We start from the raw sequence: 16,042 nt of genomic DNA on the forward strand, positions 1-16,042 counted from the left end.
CGCAAAACTGCAATTATTAAACTCTTAAAAACTCATGCCGGCAAAGAGTTTACTGCTTCTAAAATAGCAACCTAGCTAGCTGATACTTATCCTGAAGAAGCAAAGAAAAAAGAGAAAGCAAGCAATGATAAACGATTACTTAATGCTAAAAGCAAAGTAAGAAAGAGAAAAATTATTATCATGATTTATAGCAATGAAAGCTATTGAACGCTATACAAAAAATAAAACCGAACATTAAGATAATAAAAAAAGGGCTTTTGACTAAATATTGTTATGTTAATAATACTAATAGAGCGGTTAATTATAATGAGGTATATTATAATAAAAAACTTGACCGTAAAAATGCAGTTATTGAGTTCCTTAAAGCTCATCCAGGGAAAGAATTTAGTAATGCTCAAATAGCCTACATGGATTGCTTAATACTTATCCTGATGAAACAAAACGAAAAGTACAAACAAGCAACGGCAAACGATTACTTAGCACTAAGAATAAAGTAGCAGAAAAAAATTATCATAATGAGTTATAGACACAAATTAAGGTTATTACTTACTATATCAAACATCGAACCGAACATTAATACAATAAAAAAGGGAAATCGGGCTAAATATTGTTATATTAATAATACCGATAAGATATTTGATATATCCAAAATTATTAAAGCCCTTGAAAATTATAAGAAGCAGGAGCTTACTGCTATGGAAATGGCTCAATTGCTGTTAAGTGCTAACGCGAAATAGTTAGTGATTGCAAAAATAGACGACTATATGCCAGCAAAGGTGAGTTCTGCGAAACTCACAGTTAGCAATGCCTAATCCTAATGGGATTTTACAAAAACTATTGCATATTACAGCTCTTTAGTTTATTTTGATTAGCAAACTATATACAGAATTAATGGATTATTAAAATGGGAATTACCGTATTAAAAAACGAAGGATTGGATTTTCATGCAAGAATTTCTACTCCTTTAAGTGAGATAGATGACGATATTCAAAAAGAATTACTTGATTTAACCAAAAAAGTTAAAATACCAGGTTTCAGAGCCGGTAAAGTACCAGTTTCAATTGTTAAGAAAAAATACGGTACTTCCGTCAGGAATGATATAATAGAAAGAAGAATTAACCATTCAGTAAATCACATTATTAAAGAGCATAATCTAAATATAATCGGTAGACCCAAAATTGAAGAATTACAAAACGAATCCGATAAAGCTTTAGAATTTACCGTAAAAATAGAGCTATTACCTAAAATTACTATTCCGGATTTAAAAAAAATCTCACTAGATCGTCCAAAATTAGAAGTAAACTCTAAAGATGTTGAAGAACAACTAGAAAAACTTGCTGCATTAACAAAAAATTATACTAAAGAAAGTAAAGCAAAAATAAAAGACGGAGATCAGGTTACTATTGATGCAATCGGGTACATCAAGGAGAAAACTTTTGAGGACGGTAAATTAAATGATTTTAAGGTAATAATAGGTAGTAATGCACTTATTCCCGGTTTTGAGAAACAATTAATAGGTTCTAAAACAGGTAGTAAAGTAGATGTTAATGTTACTTTTCCTGAAAATTACCATGCTAAAGATTTAGCAGGTAAGGATGCTCGTTTTGTAGTACAAATTAAAGCAGTACATACTGCAGAACCTACCGTTATCGATGACGAATTTGCTAAAAAATTCCAAAGTAATAGCCTTGAAGAATTGCGTACACATTTTACTAAACAAATAGAAAATGAGTCGGAAGAAGCTATTAATACTATAATGAAAATGAACTTATTTGATAAGTTAGAAAAATTGTTAGATTTTGATGTACCGGAATCTTTATTAGAGCAAGAAAAAAATATTCTAAAGTCCGGAACCGATAAAAATGAACAAGATGAATCATTATTGAAAGATAAATCCTCTAAAGAAATAACAGCATATTATAATAAATTAGCCCTACGCCGTGTGCGAATAGGCTTATTACTTGCTGAATATGCAAAATCTAAAAATTTGCAATTAGAGCCTGATGATTTAAGAAAAGTTATTATGCAACAAGCACGTAATTTTCCTGGGCAGGAAAATATGATATTTGATTTTTATAAAAATAATCCTAGAGCAATTGAAGGACTTAAAGGTCCTGCCTTAGAAGATAAAGCTGTACAATATATATTTAATCACGAAATAAAGCTTAAAGAAAAGAAATATACTAAGGAAGAGCTAGAGAAATATCTAGAAGCAGAAGAGCAACGTATTACTTTAATTTAAAGCTTATTCATTGTCATTGCAAGCGAACGTTAGTGAACGTGGCAATCTCAGGAATCCTCGTAATGACAATCCTCAGTATCCACCCAGGCAATACCTAGTAGTATTACTCCTGATTTTTTATAGTCTCTAAAGCAAGTTTAACTATTTTATTTACTCCAGCATTAGTGCAGGTAGAGATAGGAAAAACTTCTTTATTAGTAACTTTCTGCAGCTTATTTATTTTTTCCTGTATTTCCTCATCTGTGAGAACATCGCATTTATTAAGACATATGGTTTCGATTTTATTTTTTAGATAATCGGAATATGATTCAAGCTCAAGACGTACCGTATTATAATCTGCAACTACATCATTACTAGAGCCATCTATTAAATGTATTAATACATTACATCTTTCTATATGCTTTAAGAATTTATCGCCAAGTCCGTGACCTTGATGAGCCCCCTCAATTAAACCAGGAATATCGGCTATGACAAACTCTTCGTCATCAACATATACCACTCCAAGATTTGGCACTAAAGTAGTAAAGGGATAATCGGCAATTTTAGGCTTGGCTGCCGTTACAACGGATAAAAAAGTAGATTTACCGGCATTTGGAAGCCCCACAAGCCCAACATCAGAGAGAAGTTTTAAACTTAAATGAATCCACATTTCTTCGGCAATTTCTCCTTCCGTACGCTTTCTTGGAGCTTGATTAACCGACGATTTGAAATGGCTGTTACCAAGACCACCACTTCCTCCTTTAATTATTTCAAAGCTTTGATCATCCACAGTGAAATCATAAAATAATATATTGCCGTCCTCGGAAAAGATTTGAGTACCGATCGGGACATCAAGAACTAATGATTTTCCTGATTTACCGCTTCTATTTGAATCTTTACCGTTTTCGCCGTTTTCTGCGGTAAAATGCTGTTTATATCGATAATTTACTAGCGTATTAAGATGGTGATTACTCCTGAAAATAACACTACCGCCACGTCCACCATCACCACCGTCCGGTCCGCCTCTGTCAATAAATTTCTCACGATGGAAACTAACACAACCATTGCCGCCGTTCCCACCTTTTATATATATTTTAACTTCATCAATAAAATGCATATGATTTATATTTTCAACGTCATTGCGAGGCACGAAGCGACGTGGCAATCTCATCAAATCTCTTGAGATTGCTATGCTCCTTGCAGTCGCTCGCAATGACGAAAATGTTTACCTCTCCCGAATACCCTTATACTCTCTATGTACATAACCGGTGTAAAGCTGTCTAGGTCTGCTGATTTTTTGTTCAGGGTCTTCGTGCATTTCTTTCCATTGTGCCATCCAGCCTACGGTTCTTGCTATTGCAAAAAGTACCGTGAACATTTGCGACGGTATACCCATAGCTTTATAGATAATACCCGAATAAAAATCAACATTTGGATATAATTTTCTCTCAATAAAATATTCATCTTTAAGAGCGATAGCTTCAAGTTCTATTGCTATTTGTAAGAGCGGATTGTTGTCTAGCTGCCCGAGTTCCTTTAATACTTCTTTGCACGTTTCTTTAAGTACTACGGCACGCGGGTCATAGTTTTTATATACACGATGACCAAAACCCATTAATCTAAATGGATCATTTTTATCCTTAGCTTTAGCTATATATTTAGGAATATACTCAGAACTACCGATTTCTTTAAGCATATTTATTACCGCTTCATTAGCCCCGCCGTGAGCAGGTCCCCAAAGTGAGGCAATACCCGTGCTAATACAAGCAAAAGGGTTAGCTCCGGATGAGCCGGCAATTCGGACTGTTGAAGTAGAAGCATTCTGCTCATGATCGGCATGTAGGATAAATATCTTATTAAGAGCATTTTTTATTATTGGATTTACTGTATATTTCGTACAAGGCGTTGCAAACATCATATGCAGAAAATTTTCGGTAAAATCTAACGAATTATCAGGATAAATAAACGGTTGTCCTATAGAATATTTATAAGACATTGCAGCGATGGTAGGTATCTTAGCAATCATTCTAATAGCGGTAAGTTCGTAATCTGCTTCCTTAAAATTCAATAAATCAGGATAAAATGCCGCAAGAGAACCGACAGCCGCAAGCATAATAGCCATAGGATGAGAAGAGCTACAAAAGGTCTGAAATAAATAGTGTAATCTTTCATTCACTAATGAATGATGAGCAACCTGTTTAGTGAAATTATTATACTGCTCGCCACTTGGTAGTTCCCCATAAATCAGTAAATATGCTACTTCTAAAAAATCACTTTTCTCAGCTAAGTCTTTAATATCATATCCTCGATGCCGCAAGATTCCTTTATCACCGTCTATATAGGTGATAGTAGACTGACAAGAAGCAGTAGACATAAAACCCGGGTCGTAAGTAAAGCAATCGGCTTCCGCAGATACCCTACTTATATCGATTACATCCTCACCGATACTTGCTTTAAGTATAGGTAATTTAAATATTTTTCCTCTGATTTTTAATTCAGCAAATTCTGAATCATTATTATTTTCATTGGTCATATGGATATACCTTATTTTTATACATCAGTAAGTATAACCCTAATTTAATGAAATTAGAAATGAATTATGATTTATTAGGATTTAAAAATTTTCTTTGATATCTTGCTCAACTTGCAAGGTTAATGAAAATTTAAAACGTACATGCTTCTACTTTCAACTGCAAGCCTAAAGCGTTTAATAGATAATATTCTCTATATATATGTTCCCTATTTATATGAGCTTCTTAGAGATTTTTGCTATACCTCCTCTTGCTATAATGGCTTCTTTTAAAACAGCCATTATAGCTCATTATTATGATCCACGAAATATTACTCTAACGCTTCATTAATATACCCTACTAATATTTCCTCATGTTGTAATTTTTCCTTTAAATAATCTGTAAACTTTCCATATAACACCCTCAATTTCGTTTATAAACTTCTTCTATTATTTCTAAGGCTTTTTTTAATACCTTTGCCTTGAGTATCTTTATTACCTGCATTTAATAGCAGAATATCTGTTATAAAAATTGTATTTGTTTAGTGTTTTGCATATTAAGCTTAACTAGAGATGATTACACTGTCGCATATATACGACTAATTGTCCAGTAGAAAATTATTTTGAAAAGTACGTGAAGCTGTTAGTACTAGATTAATGTACAAGTTATGCAAGAAGTCTATTATTGACTAAATACTCCTTAATCTTGAGTAAATCATACCAAGAGGTGCGTTTTTGCATAGGTTGGCGGAGTAAATAGGCAGGGTGGAAGATTGCCGTAGTTTGAATAGGAGCGGATAGATATTTATTGGTATAAAAATAATATTCTTGTCTAATTTTAGTAATACCCGAATTTTTTCCAAGTAAGCTAGTTGCAGCCGTGCTACCGACTAGAATAATTAGCTGCGGGTTAATAAGAGCAATATGCTTCTCGACAAAAGGTCTACAAATATCGACTTCTTCGAACGTCGGCTGTCTATTAGCAGGAGGACGCCAAAATACCGTATTAGTAATATAAGCGTTATTTTTTCGTGAAATTCCGATAGCATGTAGCATATTATCAAGTAAATTGCCACTTTCGCCGTAAAAAGGTATTCCTTTCAAATCTTCGGTACTTCCCGGGGCTTCGCCTATTAACATAATTTTAGCTTCCAAATTACCGTCACCGAAAACCGTATTAGTAGCAAATTTCTTAAGTTCACAACCATTAAAATTTAGTAGAGATTCTTTTAGTTCTTCGATATTATTAGCTTTATCGGCAAGAGATCTTGCTAGGGTTATATTATCATGAACTTTATCATTCATATTGAATACAGTTTCTTTTGTAGACATAAGTTTTACTTGTGGCTTTTCAGTTAGTTCAGTATTATTACGTACCTTTAATTGCGGTGGATGTTCATGGCAATAATATTCAACACCGACTGCACTTAACCATTTAAGCGTATTATTCATTATCTTAAAATAAAATATGTTAAAATATTCCGTACCACACGAACTAAATGGCATAAGGCTTGATAAAGCTCTATCATCGCTTCTTGAAAATGTTTCAAGGAATCAAATCCAAAAAGCTATTAAAGATTCGCAAGTACTAGTTAATGATGTAATTATTTCTGATCCTGATGTTTTGGTCAAGGAGAATGATATTATATTATTTTCTTTTAAAGAACCTGAAGAGCTAAAAATTGCAGCAGCAAATGTAGCACTTGATATAATATATGAAGACGATGATTTGATAGTAATTAACAAAGCTGCAGGTATGACGGTACACCCAGGAGCAGGGCATCATGACGATACGCTTGTTAATGCTTTATTACATCATACAAAAAACTTATCGGATATCGGCTCATCAGAAAGACCCGGGATAGTACATCGTTTAGATAAAGACACTACGGGCTTGATGGTAGTTGCTAAAAATAATAAAGTACATATGCTACTTGCAAATCAGATAGAACAAAGGCAGGTAATACGGAAATATAAAGTGTTAGTGTGGGGAGTAATAAATCCGCTAGAAGGAGTCATTAAGAATAATATAGGTCGCAGCCGAAGCGATCGCCAAAAAATGACCATATTAAAATATGGCGGCAAAGAAGCCGTTACACATTATAAGACTCTAGAATTATTTTATAAAGGTAGTATTAGTATGGTGGAGTGCAAGCTTAGTACGGGTAGAACTCACCAAATTAGAGTACAGCTAAGCCATTTAAAGCATTCGGTAGTCGGCGACCAAACTTACGGCAATAACGACCGAAAAATTGCTTATTCTCCCCCTGAACTAAAAGCAAAATTAATTGATTTTAAACGTCAAGCCCTGCATTCTTGGTATTTAAGTTTTACTCATCCGACTAGTAATGAGATTATGGAATTTTCTTGTGAGTTGCCAAGGGATATGGAAGAGATAATTAGTTTATAATTGACAAAATATTAATCCTTAATATTATATTAAAAATTAATATTTATTTATAAAATGAAAAAAGCTAATGCTAAATTATAAGAAGCCTTATATTCTATGGAAGAGGGTATTTTAAACCTTAAAAACAAAAAGCGAGCTTAGAAAAGATTTTTACTTTTCTGCAAAATTTAAATACCGCCACAGACAAAATTATTTCCTTAGATATATCAAATTATAGAGATTGGCCAGAAGTAAAAGATTTTATTTTAAAATTAGGTAATAATTTATCTTTTAAACCGCAATCTATGAAAATTGCTAGCTCTTCCCAATATAGTACAGAACATGAAATTAAAATTTCTGAATTCGTCAATGAACTTCTTTCTCTAAGATTAAAAACAGGCATAGATATTAATAATAGTACGTATATTGATGATGCAAATTATAGGAAAGAACTTTTATTAAAAAAATTTTTAGCAGAATTTAAAAAAAATGATTTTAATGAGCAAGAAGAACAAAAATTTATAAAAGTTGCATGCAAAGAAGCAAAAGCACCTGATAATATAGACATGCAATATATACAAGCTCTGAGGATTTTCTCTGAATTTGATTTCAGTAAAATAGATGAAAAAAATAATTGGTGATATAATAACATAAAACGGTTTATGAAAATAATTAAAATACCTAAAACCAAAAATTATCTTAAAATAGATATTATAACTCTAGAACCCGAATATTATAAGAATAAATTTGGTAATAATATATTTCATGAATTTACTGAACTTAAAAAACGAGCACCGATAGGTAGTGTAGATGAGATTTTAGAAATGAAAAATTTTGGCAGAAAATAAAACTTTCCATGCAATGTTCTATAAAGCAAATTCTTAGTGACGCTACAGATAAATTAAATAAAATAGGTATTAGTTCGCCGCAATTAGAAGCACGAATTTTACTACAGCATGTTATAAATAAACCTATTGAGTATTTACTTATTAATCTTGATGAACAGTTAAATGAAGCCAAGATAGAAGCTTTTGAAAAACTGTTAGCGAGAAGATTAAAGCATGAACCGATAGTATATATTACAGGTGTTAAAGAATTTTACTCACGTGAATTTATTGTTAATAAACATGTATTAATTCCAAGAAGCGATACTGAAGTTTTGGTGGATGTTGTATTTCAATGTCATTCCCGCGAAAGCGGGAATCCAGAAAAAAAACAACCGGATCCCTGCTTTCGCGGGAATGACATAAGCGAAAACTGCAATGACAAATTCTTAAATATCCTAGAACTTGGCACAGGTAGCGGCTGCATTGCTATCAGTCTATTATGTGAGTTACCGAATGCTAATGTAGTTGCAACCGATATAAGTCTTGATGCTATAGACATTATCAAAAGTAATGCGGCAAAATATGAGGTAACGGATCGCATTCAGATTATTCACAGTAATTGGTTTGAGAATATTGAAACTCAGAAATTTGATTTTATCGTTAGCAACCCGCCATATATAGCTCACAGCGAAAAATCAGAGATGGCAATTGAAACAATCAATTATGAACCGTCTATTGCTTTATTTGCTGAAAAAGACGGACTGCAAGCTTACTTTCTCATCGCCGAAAATGCCAAACAATTCTTAAAACCAAACGGTAAGATTATATTAGAAATAGGGTTTAAACAGGAAGAAGCGGTAACCCAAATTTTCTTAGATCATGGTTATAATATTGAAAGCGTTTATAAGGATCTACAAGGTCACAGTAGGGTAATATTATTGTCTCCTATTAATCTCAATCGGTCATATGCAAGACGTATCGGTAAAAGCTTATCAGGAGTGCAAAAGAATTTATTAGATAACAAACTACCAAAATATTTATTTTCTAAAGAAAAGCTTGTAAATGAAAAACGTAAAGTATTTCTTGAGATAGGCTTTGGTATGGGTGAGCATTTCATTAATCAAGCTAAAATGAATCCTAATGCACTTTTTATTGGGATAGAGGTATATTTAAACGGAGTTGCAAATGTTTTAAAGCTTGCAGGCGAACAAAATATCACGAATTTTTTATTATTCCCTAATAATTTGGATTTAATATTAAATGAGATACCAAGTAATAGCCTTGACGGAATTTATATTTTATTTCCCGATCCATGGATAAAAAATAAGCAAAAAAAGAAACGTATTTTCAATAAAGAACGACTTAAGTTTTTACAAGATAAGCTAAAAGACAATGGTAATTTAGTATTTGCTTCCGATATCGAAAATTATTTTTATGAAGCAATAGAGTTAATACAACAGAACAGTAATTTTGAAATTATAAATAAAAACGATTATTTAAAACCGCACGATAACTATGTAATTACCAAATATCATCAAAAAGCTATTAAGGCGAATAGAACGCCGAAATTTATGATTTTGCGGCACGTTTTAGGCGATCATTAATTGCAGCCCCTATATTCACTTGAGGTATAGGGCTAACTGCTATACCTCTTACATCATGAGATGCAGCATAATCGTCAAGTATTCTTAAATAAGCATAAAGATTTGCAGCGGCTTCTATAAAGTCACCTTTTACACTTAAGTTTAATGAAAATCTTCCTGTAAGATTGCTATTGCTAAAATTTAATCCGATTTCTTTATCCTCTAAATTTATAGCATTTAGCCTAACCGGTACTTTTGGTGAATAGTGTTTTGCAAGCATTCCCGAAGCTTTTATAGTACTTGTCTCTGATGCTTTCAAAACTTCTATCCCTAGTATTTCTCCTAAAATTTCAGCAGTTATAAACCCTTCTCTAAGAATAGTAGGAGTAACAGTTGTTGTATCAATTATCGTTGACTCTAGCCCATATTTAGATTGATAGATTTCAGGTGCTAAAATAAAAATTTCCTGATTATCCTTAAAATGTTTTGTGACATGCTCAGCGTTAGTCGGACTAATATAGTTTGAAGGGTTAGCACTTGGGGCAGCTATAGGTATGCCTGATTGTTTGATAAGCTCTAACGCTACAGGATAAGATGGTATCCGAAGTGCTATGGTATTTAGTCCTGCTGTTACGCTAGGGGCAATATTTGCATTCTCTTTTAAAGGGACAACTATAGATAATGGTCCAGACCAAAATTTTTCTGCTATTTTTGTAGCTAAATCGTCAAACTCCCCTATTTCCTTTGCTTGCTCTATGGAGGAGACATGCACGATAAGCGGATTGATAGCAGGGCGCTCTTTGAACTGAAAAATCTTTAAACACGCCTCATTATTTGTGGCATCCGCACCAATCCCATAGACTGTTTCAGTCGGAAAAACAACCACTTTACCTGATTTTATAAATTGAACTGCTTTGTTTATCATAAGCGGTTAAACTTAGCTACTTTATCAAATAATTCACAAATATTCTGTAATAACGACAAACGATTTTGAGCGATCTTTGGATCAGAGTCATTAACGAGTACATTATCAAAAAAGCTAGTAATGGGAGTTAATAGAGACGATAATAAATTTAAGGCTTTCTTATAATCTTTATCAGCTATACTATCTATAATTTGCGGAGAAATTTTTTGGATTACTTCAAATAATTCTTTTTCAGGTTGTGTACTAAAGAGACTCACATCAACTAAGCCGGTAATTTTCTGATCACCAATTATATTGCTAGCTCGTTTGTAAGCATTTAATAATTGCTTGCCTGCATCTTCTATTAAAAATTCTTTTAACTCATCAAGCTTAAAGTTTGTATCTACTAAATTTAAGTCAAGAACTGCATTAATTAACGCAATATCATAGTCATTTTTAAAGTAAAATTTTGCTCTTTCTTCAAAAAAAGATATTATTAAATTCTTATTTTCATCAGATGAATCTTTATATAAGTTTATAGAAAAATTAATTAAATCATTAAAATTTAGCTCTAATTTATTTTCAAGTATTATTCTTATTATACCAAGAGCTTGACGTCTTAAGGCATATGGATCACCTGAGCCTGTTGGTGTTTCCCCTGCTATCATCAAACCTACTAAACTATCTAGCTTATCGGCTAAAGCAAGTAAAGCCGCATTTCCACTTGGTACATTGTCACTCAAACCTTGCGGTTTATAATGGTCTTTAATTGCAGCGGCTATTTCTGCATTTAGCCCTTCATGTTTTGCATAATAATAACCCATAATCCCCTGTAAATCAGGAAATTCCCTGACCATCTCAGAAACAAGATCACTTTTGCAAAGTCTAGCTGCTGTAATCACATCCTTATTATTTGGAGCTATATAATTACAAATATCGGTTATGCGTTCAATTTTTTCTCTTAAATTACCAAGCTTTGCATGAAATGTTACAGCTTCTAATTGGCCTAATCTTGATTCTAAAGTTTTAGCTATATCCTGCTTACAAAAATATAAAGCATCCGAAAGACGTGCCGATAGAACTTTCTCGTTACCTTGAATAACTAGTTCAGCATTTGTAAATCTGCCATTACTGACAAAGAGAAAATACGGTGTGAAATTTCCTGTTTTATCAAATAAACAAAAATATTTCTGATGCGTACGCATCGAAGAAATAAGTACTTCTTTAGGTAACTCTAAAAATTTTTGCGGTATTTTTCCAAGCAGCACAACAGGAAATTCGCTAAGCCCTACTACTTCTTCTACTAAACGATTATCTTCTTTTATAATTAACTCATGAGAATTTGCTAGTTCCAGTAAACCGGTTTTAATTATCGCCTCTCTCTTTGCTCTTTCTAAAATAACATGATTTTCTAAAAGCTTATTTCTATAATCTTCAAAATCTGTTACTTCTAATTTTTTATTATCAGTAAGACGATGCCCATACGTAATATTATTAGCGGTTAAATGCCCAAATTGCATCGGTAATATTTCGCCGTCAAATATACATAAAATATTTCGCAGAGGTCTAATCCATTTTATTTTGTAATCACCCCAAAACATCGATTTTGCCCAGCTATATTTATTAATAGCCTCTATAATAATCTCCGGCAAAATCTCTTTTATTTCTCTTTCTTCTGTTTTTTTGACAAAGAAATAATATAGCTGATTACTAATTAATTTAGTAGGAAGCTCTAATTTACTAACATTATGAGCTTTACAAAAGCCGTTAATAGCGGCTTCCGGAGCTTCTATGCTTGGTCCTTTAATTTCTTCCTCTTTTGGCAAAGTTATCTTTGGCAAATGGGTAGCATGCAGCGTTATCCTGCGAGGTCCCGCGAATACTTGTACTTTTGCAAATATTTCGTTTTCTTCAAAAATTTTTGTGAATATATTTAAATAACCCTCTTCAGCATTTTTTTGCATAAAAGCCGGAATTTCTTCGCTAAATAGTTCTAATAATAACTCGCTCACTTGTTCATCTCCAACCATTTTGTACAACAAATTCTAGCTAAATGACGCACTCTTAAAACATAAGAAGCACGCTCAGTGACGCTGATTACTCCAAGTGCATTTAGTTGATTAAATGCATGACTTGCCTTAAGGCATTCATCATAAGCCGGCATAGGTAAATTAGCTTTGATTAATCTCTCACACTGGTCTTCGCTATCCTTGAAATGTCGCAGTAACATTTCACTATCGGCAAGCTCTAAATTATATTTTGAAAATTGCCATTCAGCTTCGAAATCCACTTCACCGTATTTTAAAGCTTTTTCGCCTACTTGCCCGTTCCAATCAAGCTCTCTTACTTCATCAACACCTTGAATATATAAAGCAAGCCTCTCGAGTCCATAAGTGATTTCACCGGCAACGGGACAGCATTCAATACCACCGATTTGCTGCATATAAGTAAATTGCGATACTTCCATACCGTTACACCATACTTCCCAGCCAAGCCCGGCAGCACCTAAGGTTGGCGACTCCCAATCATCTTCAACAAATCTGATATCATGAATTTTTAAATCTATGCCTAAACATTCTAAGCTTTTAAGATATAACTCTTGAATATTATCCGGAGACGGCTTTAAGATAACTTGAAACTGATAATAATGCTGCATTCTATTAGGATGCATACCATACCTGCTATCTCCTGGTCTTCTTGATGGCTGAACATATGCAACAGACCAAGGTTTAGTACCAAGGCAGCGAAGTACAGTTGCAGGGTGAAACGTACCGGCTCCAACATAGGCATCGTAAGGTTGCAATATTGCACAGCCATAATCCTGCCAATAATTTTGTAATGTCAGAATAATTTGCTGAAATGATAGTTTTTTCATAGGGTATTATTATTGGGAAAGAAAATTTTGATCAGTTAAAAGGATCAAATATTTTTATATTAAACATATTATAATGTTTAATATTTCTAGTAACTAGTATCATATTACTTTGTTTTGCCTGTGCAGCTATTAAAGCATCGATTACATTCGTACTATCAATACTCATTAATTCACCCCACTCCTCACATATTTCTTTGTCAATATTAAGAATTCTTTCATTATAATCTATTATTATTCTTTCTAACCATTTTTCTAATTTCAAACTTGCTATTTTATCTTTCTTGGCTAATTTTGATATTCCCTTTCTTATTTCGCCGATAGTAATACAACTTAAGTATAACTGGCTAGAATGAATAATTGAAAACCATGCTGCTACTTGAGAATTGGATTTTTTCTTTTGAATTTCAGATACAACATTAGTATCTAATAAATATTTCATAATTCAAAATCTCTAGCATATCCTTTTGCTCTCTGAATATCCAAATTATCTGTCTTAGGTATGCTCAATAAATATTCTTTGAAATCAGGTTTTTGTTTAGTAAGTTGTTTATAGTCTTTTATACTAATAATTACAACTGCTTCTTTACCCCTTTTTGTAATACATTGAGGGGTACCATGCATTGCAATATCAATAATATTACTTAACTTATTCTTTGCTTCGTGTAACTGCCATTTATTCATATAAAATCCTCATATAGCTAGATTGTCTAGATTATTAGAATATAAAGATGCAAAAAAATAAAATATTTTTTTATTAATTTGAGGTCTTAATAATACTCCTTGCCGATCTCGATTTTAGGACGATTGTTTGCTACTCGCCAATCGTTAGTATCACGGAAAGAATAAACACAGCCGCAAAATTCTTGTTTATAAAAGTTCTCTTCTTTTGCAATTTCGTACATTCTGCTAGCACCGCCATCTTTACGCCAATTATAAGTCCAATAGGTCACCCCTTCATAATGAGATGCCGCCCTAGTTCCTGATTCATTAATTTGGTTCATATCTTTCCATCTAGAAATACCAAGCGAGCTAGTTATAACTTTAAAGCCGTTCTCATAAGCATATAAAGCCGTACGCTCGAAACGCATATCAAAACACATTGTACAGCGTATACCTCTCTCAGGCTCAAGCTCCATCCCTTTAGCACGCCTAAACCAATTTTGTGGATCATAATCTGCATCGATAAATTCTATATTATGTTTCTCGGCAAATTTAATATTTTCGTTTTTACGAAGCTCATATTCTTTTTTAGGATGAATATTAGGATTATAGAAAAAAAGCATAAACTTAATGCCGGTATCGATCATTTTTTCCATTAAAGGGCCAACACAAGGAGCACAACAACAATGGAGTAAAACCTTGCTTTCACCGTTTGGTATTTCAAAAACTTCGCTCATATTAATTTACTAGATTCTTTTTATAGGTTTCTTTATAGAATTTTAGAATTATATAAGATAACAAGGCAAGTGCAATTAAATAATATGCAATAGCATAATTGTCTCCAGTCACTTTCGTTAACATCATTGCTAACATTGGAGCAGTACCGCCAAATATAGCAGCTGCAAGGTTATATGAAAGTGCAACACCGGTAAATCTTATGCTAGTCGGAAATATCTCTACTAAAACCATTGGAATAGGCCTCATATAGATGCTAATAACTCCAGCAAATATTACTTGAGATATTATAGCTAAAGTAAAATTCATCGATCCTAAGACTACAAAAATAGGATAGACTGATAAAATTAACAAGATAATCCCCCATATTAGTATAGGACGTCGCCCCACCTTATCCGAAACATACGCAGATATAGGAAATACTATCATCATTACGATTAATATTATACTACTAACAATTGTGCTTTGCTGATTAGTATAACCGAGTGTTTGCATAAAATTACCAATAAAAACCGTAGAAGTATAAAAAGGAGCAGTTACGGTAATATACAGACCAAGTGCGATAATTAGTGCTTTTGGGTATTTTGTTAATGTTTCTCGTAAAGGAAAACGTGCTAAACGCCTTGTTCCCTTAGCTTTTTTATAAATAGGACTTTCTGCTAGGTTCTTTCTAATATATAAACCTACGGAGCTAATAAATAAACCGGCAATAAAAGGTATCCTCCAACCCCATTCAAATAGCATATCGGCAGGCATAAAATAAGAAAAACCGGCTGCTGTACCAAGTCCAAGCAGCATACCGCTGCACATACTAACAAATGAACTACTCCCCGCAAGTCCTCGCTGCTCGAACGAAGCATGTTCTACAATATACGAAATACAACCGCTAAATTCCCCTCCTAAAGAAAAACCTTGTATGAGTCTGATAATAGTTAAAATAATAGGAGCGGCAATTCCAATAGTTTTATAACTTGGTAAGAGCCCTATCCCGACGTCGGTATTGCCATAGCTATAATACCCATCACCAAAGCAGTACGTCTACCGAATCTATCACCTATATTACCGAAAATAATACCGCCGAGCGGTCGTACTACAAAGCCTGCAGCAAATACCGCAAAAGTTAACGTCTCTTGCATTTCTGGATCCGGAAAAAATGCTGCCCTATAATATAAGCAAATTGCGCATATAATGCATAATCATACCATTCTAAAGCGTTGCCGATCATACCGGATATTACTACTTTTCTCATTAAGTTATTTTATTGATTTAAAAAAAGATAATAAGAGTAATATTTTATATTCTCAAGTAAAAATAACTTTATTTCATGCGAATAGCTTTG

17 protein-coding genes and 1 pseudogene are annotated in these 16,042 nt (G+C 33.1%); 8 read left to right on the forward strand and 10 right to left on the reverse strand.

Going from position 1 to position 16,042, the window contains the following annotated elements; all coding sequences use genetic code 11:
- Nucleotides 1–203: 203 nt before the first annotated feature.
- The 3 genes from RSA_RS06460 to tig all read left to right on the forward strand — a co-directional run bounded on the left by RSA_RS06460 (nt 204) and on the right by tig (nt 2,242).
- Nucleotides 204–497 (forward strand): hypothetical protein, encoded by a 294-nt coding sequence (locus tag RSA_RS06460; RefSeq protein ID WP_012151411.1) that lies wholly within the window; start codon nt 204–206, stop codon nt 495–497.
- Nucleotides 498–515: 18 nt separating this feature from the next.
- Complete coding sequence (locus RSA_RS10375; RefSeq protein WP_014363331.1) at nt 516–737, forward strand: hypothetical protein; 222 nt, start codon at nt 516–518, stop codon at nt 735–737.
- Nucleotides 738–904: 167 nt separating this feature from the next.
- The gene (tig, locus tag RSA_RS06470) at nt 905–2,242 is read left to right on the forward strand and encodes a trigger factor (protein ID WP_012151412.1); all 1,338 of its coding nucleotides are present in this window, start codon (nt 905–907) and stop codon (nt 2,240–2,242) included.
- 103 nt (nt 2,243–2,345) lie between these two features.
- On the opposite strand, the gene obgE is transcribed toward tig, so the two are convergent.
- Together obgE and RSA_RS06480 are read right to left on the reverse strand one after the other, a co-directional pair.
- Nucleotides 2,346–3,338: a GTPase ObgE gene (obgE, locus tag RSA_RS06475; protein WP_012737046.1), complete on the reverse strand. Its 993-nt coding sequence runs from the start codon at nt 3,336–3,338 to the stop codon at nt 2,346–2,348.
- A gap of 108 nt (nt 3,339–3,446) precedes the next feature.
- A complete protein-coding gene (locus tag RSA_RS06480; protein ID WP_012262633.1) occupies nt 3,447–4,754 on the reverse strand; it encodes a citrate synthase in 1,308 nt (435 codons plus the stop codon).
- Nucleotides 4,755–4,953: 199 nt separating this feature from the next.
- On the opposite strand from RSA_RS06480, the gene RSA_RS10130 reads away from it, so the two are divergent.
- A complete protein-coding gene (locus tag RSA_RS10130) occupies nt 4,954–5,082 on the forward strand; it encodes a hypothetical protein (protein WP_269208625.1) in 129 nt (42 codons plus the stop codon).
- Between the two features lie 314 nt (nt 5,083–5,396).
- Here RSA_RS10130 and RSA_RS06485 read toward each other — a convergent pair whose 3' ends face one another.
- Nucleotides 5,397–6,182 carry a uracil-DNA glycosylase gene (locus RSA_RS06485; RefSeq protein ID WP_014365074.1) on the reverse strand — a complete coding sequence of 262 codons (786 nt, stop codon included), beginning with the start codon at nt 6,180–6,182 and terminating at the stop codon, nt 5,397–5,399.
- A gap of 16 nt (nt 6,183–6,198) precedes the next feature.
- On the opposite strand from RSA_RS06485, the gene RSA_RS06490 reads away from it, so the two are divergent.
- From RSA_RS06490 to trmB, 4 genes are all read left to right on the forward strand, one after another.
- A complete protein-coding gene (locus RSA_RS06490) occupies nt 6,199–7,140 on the forward strand; it encodes an RluA family pseudouridine synthase (RefSeq protein ID WP_014365075.1) in 942 nt (313 codons plus the stop codon).
- A gap of 284 nt (nt 7,141–7,424) precedes the next feature.
- Nucleotides 7,425–7,760 carry a hypothetical protein gene (locus RSA_RS08695; protein ID WP_014365076.1) on the forward strand — a complete coding sequence of 112 codons (336 nt, stop codon included), beginning with the start codon at nt 7,425–7,427 and terminating at the stop codon, nt 7,758–7,760.
- A gap of 21 nt (nt 7,761–7,781) precedes the next feature.
- Nucleotides 7,782–7,967 (forward strand): hypothetical protein, encoded by a 186-nt coding sequence (locus RSA_RS06500; protein WP_014363337.1) that lies wholly within the window; start codon nt 7,782–7,784, stop codon nt 7,965–7,967.
- An 8-nt stretch (nt 7,968–7,975) separates the two neighbouring features.
- Nucleotides 7,976–9,550, forward strand: a complete 1,575-nt coding sequence (gene trmB, locus RSA_RS06505) for a bifunctional peptide chain release factor N(5)-glutamine methyltransferase PrmC/tRNA (guanosine(46)-N7)-methyltransferase TrmB (RefSeq protein WP_014365077.1) — start codon at nt 7,976–7,978, stop codon at nt 9,548–9,550.
- On the opposite strand, the gene RSA_RS06510 is transcribed toward trmB, so the two are convergent.
- The 7 genes and pseudogenes from RSA_RS06510 to RSA_RS06540 form a co-directional block, all read right to left on the reverse strand.
- Complete coding sequence (locus RSA_RS06510) at nt 9,516–10,454, reverse strand: L-threonylcarbamoyladenylate synthase (RefSeq protein WP_014365078.1); 939 nt, start codon at nt 10,452–10,454, stop codon at nt 9,516–9,518. The two genes, trmB and RSA_RS06510, sit on opposite strands and share 35 nt — an antisense overlap.
- Entirely contained in the window at nt 10,451–12,445 is a 1,995-nt protein-coding gene (gene glyS, locus RSA_RS06515) for a glycine--tRNA ligase subunit beta (protein WP_041472415.1), read from the reverse strand. Before glyS ends, RSA_RS06510 begins: the two co-directional genes overlap by 4 nt.
- Nucleotides 12,442–13,308 carry a glycine--tRNA ligase subunit alpha gene (locus RSA_RS06520; protein WP_014365080.1) on the reverse strand — a complete coding sequence of 289 codons (867 nt, stop codon included), beginning with the start codon at nt 13,306–13,308 and terminating at the stop codon, nt 12,442–12,444. Before RSA_RS06520 ends, glyS begins: the two co-directional genes overlap by 4 nt.
- 31 nt (nt 13,309–13,339) lie before the next feature.
- The gene (locus tag RSA_RS06525; RefSeq protein WP_014365081.1) at nt 13,340–13,747 is read right to left on the reverse strand and encodes a type II toxin-antitoxin system VapC family toxin; all 408 of its coding nucleotides are present in this window, start codon (nt 13,745–13,747) and stop codon (nt 13,340–13,342) included.
- Nucleotides 13,744–13,989: a type II toxin-antitoxin system Phd/YefM family antitoxin gene (locus RSA_RS06530; protein ID WP_012151425.1), complete on the reverse strand. Its 246-nt coding sequence runs from the start codon at nt 13,987–13,989 to the stop codon at nt 13,744–13,746. The genes RSA_RS06525 and RSA_RS06530 overlap by 4 nt, the downstream gene beginning before the upstream one ends.
- 86 nt (nt 13,990–14,075) lie before the next feature.
- Nucleotides 14,076–14,705, reverse strand: coding sequence for an epoxyqueuosine reductase QueH (locus RSA_RS06535; RefSeq protein WP_012151426.1), 630 nt, complete (start codon nt 14,703–14,705; stop codon nt 14,076–14,078).
- A gap of 1 nt (nt 14,706) precedes the next feature.
- Nucleotides 14,707–15,952, reverse strand: a pseudogene (locus RSA_RS06540) (metabolite/H+ symporter).
- Between the last annotated feature and the right edge of the window lie 90 nt (nt 15,953–16,042).

The sequence above is a fragment of the Rickettsia philipii str. 364D genome (assembly GCF_000283995.1).
Taxonomy (GTDB): domain Bacteria; phylum Pseudomonadota; class Alphaproteobacteria; order Rickettsiales; family Rickettsiaceae; genus Rickettsia; species Rickettsia rickettsii.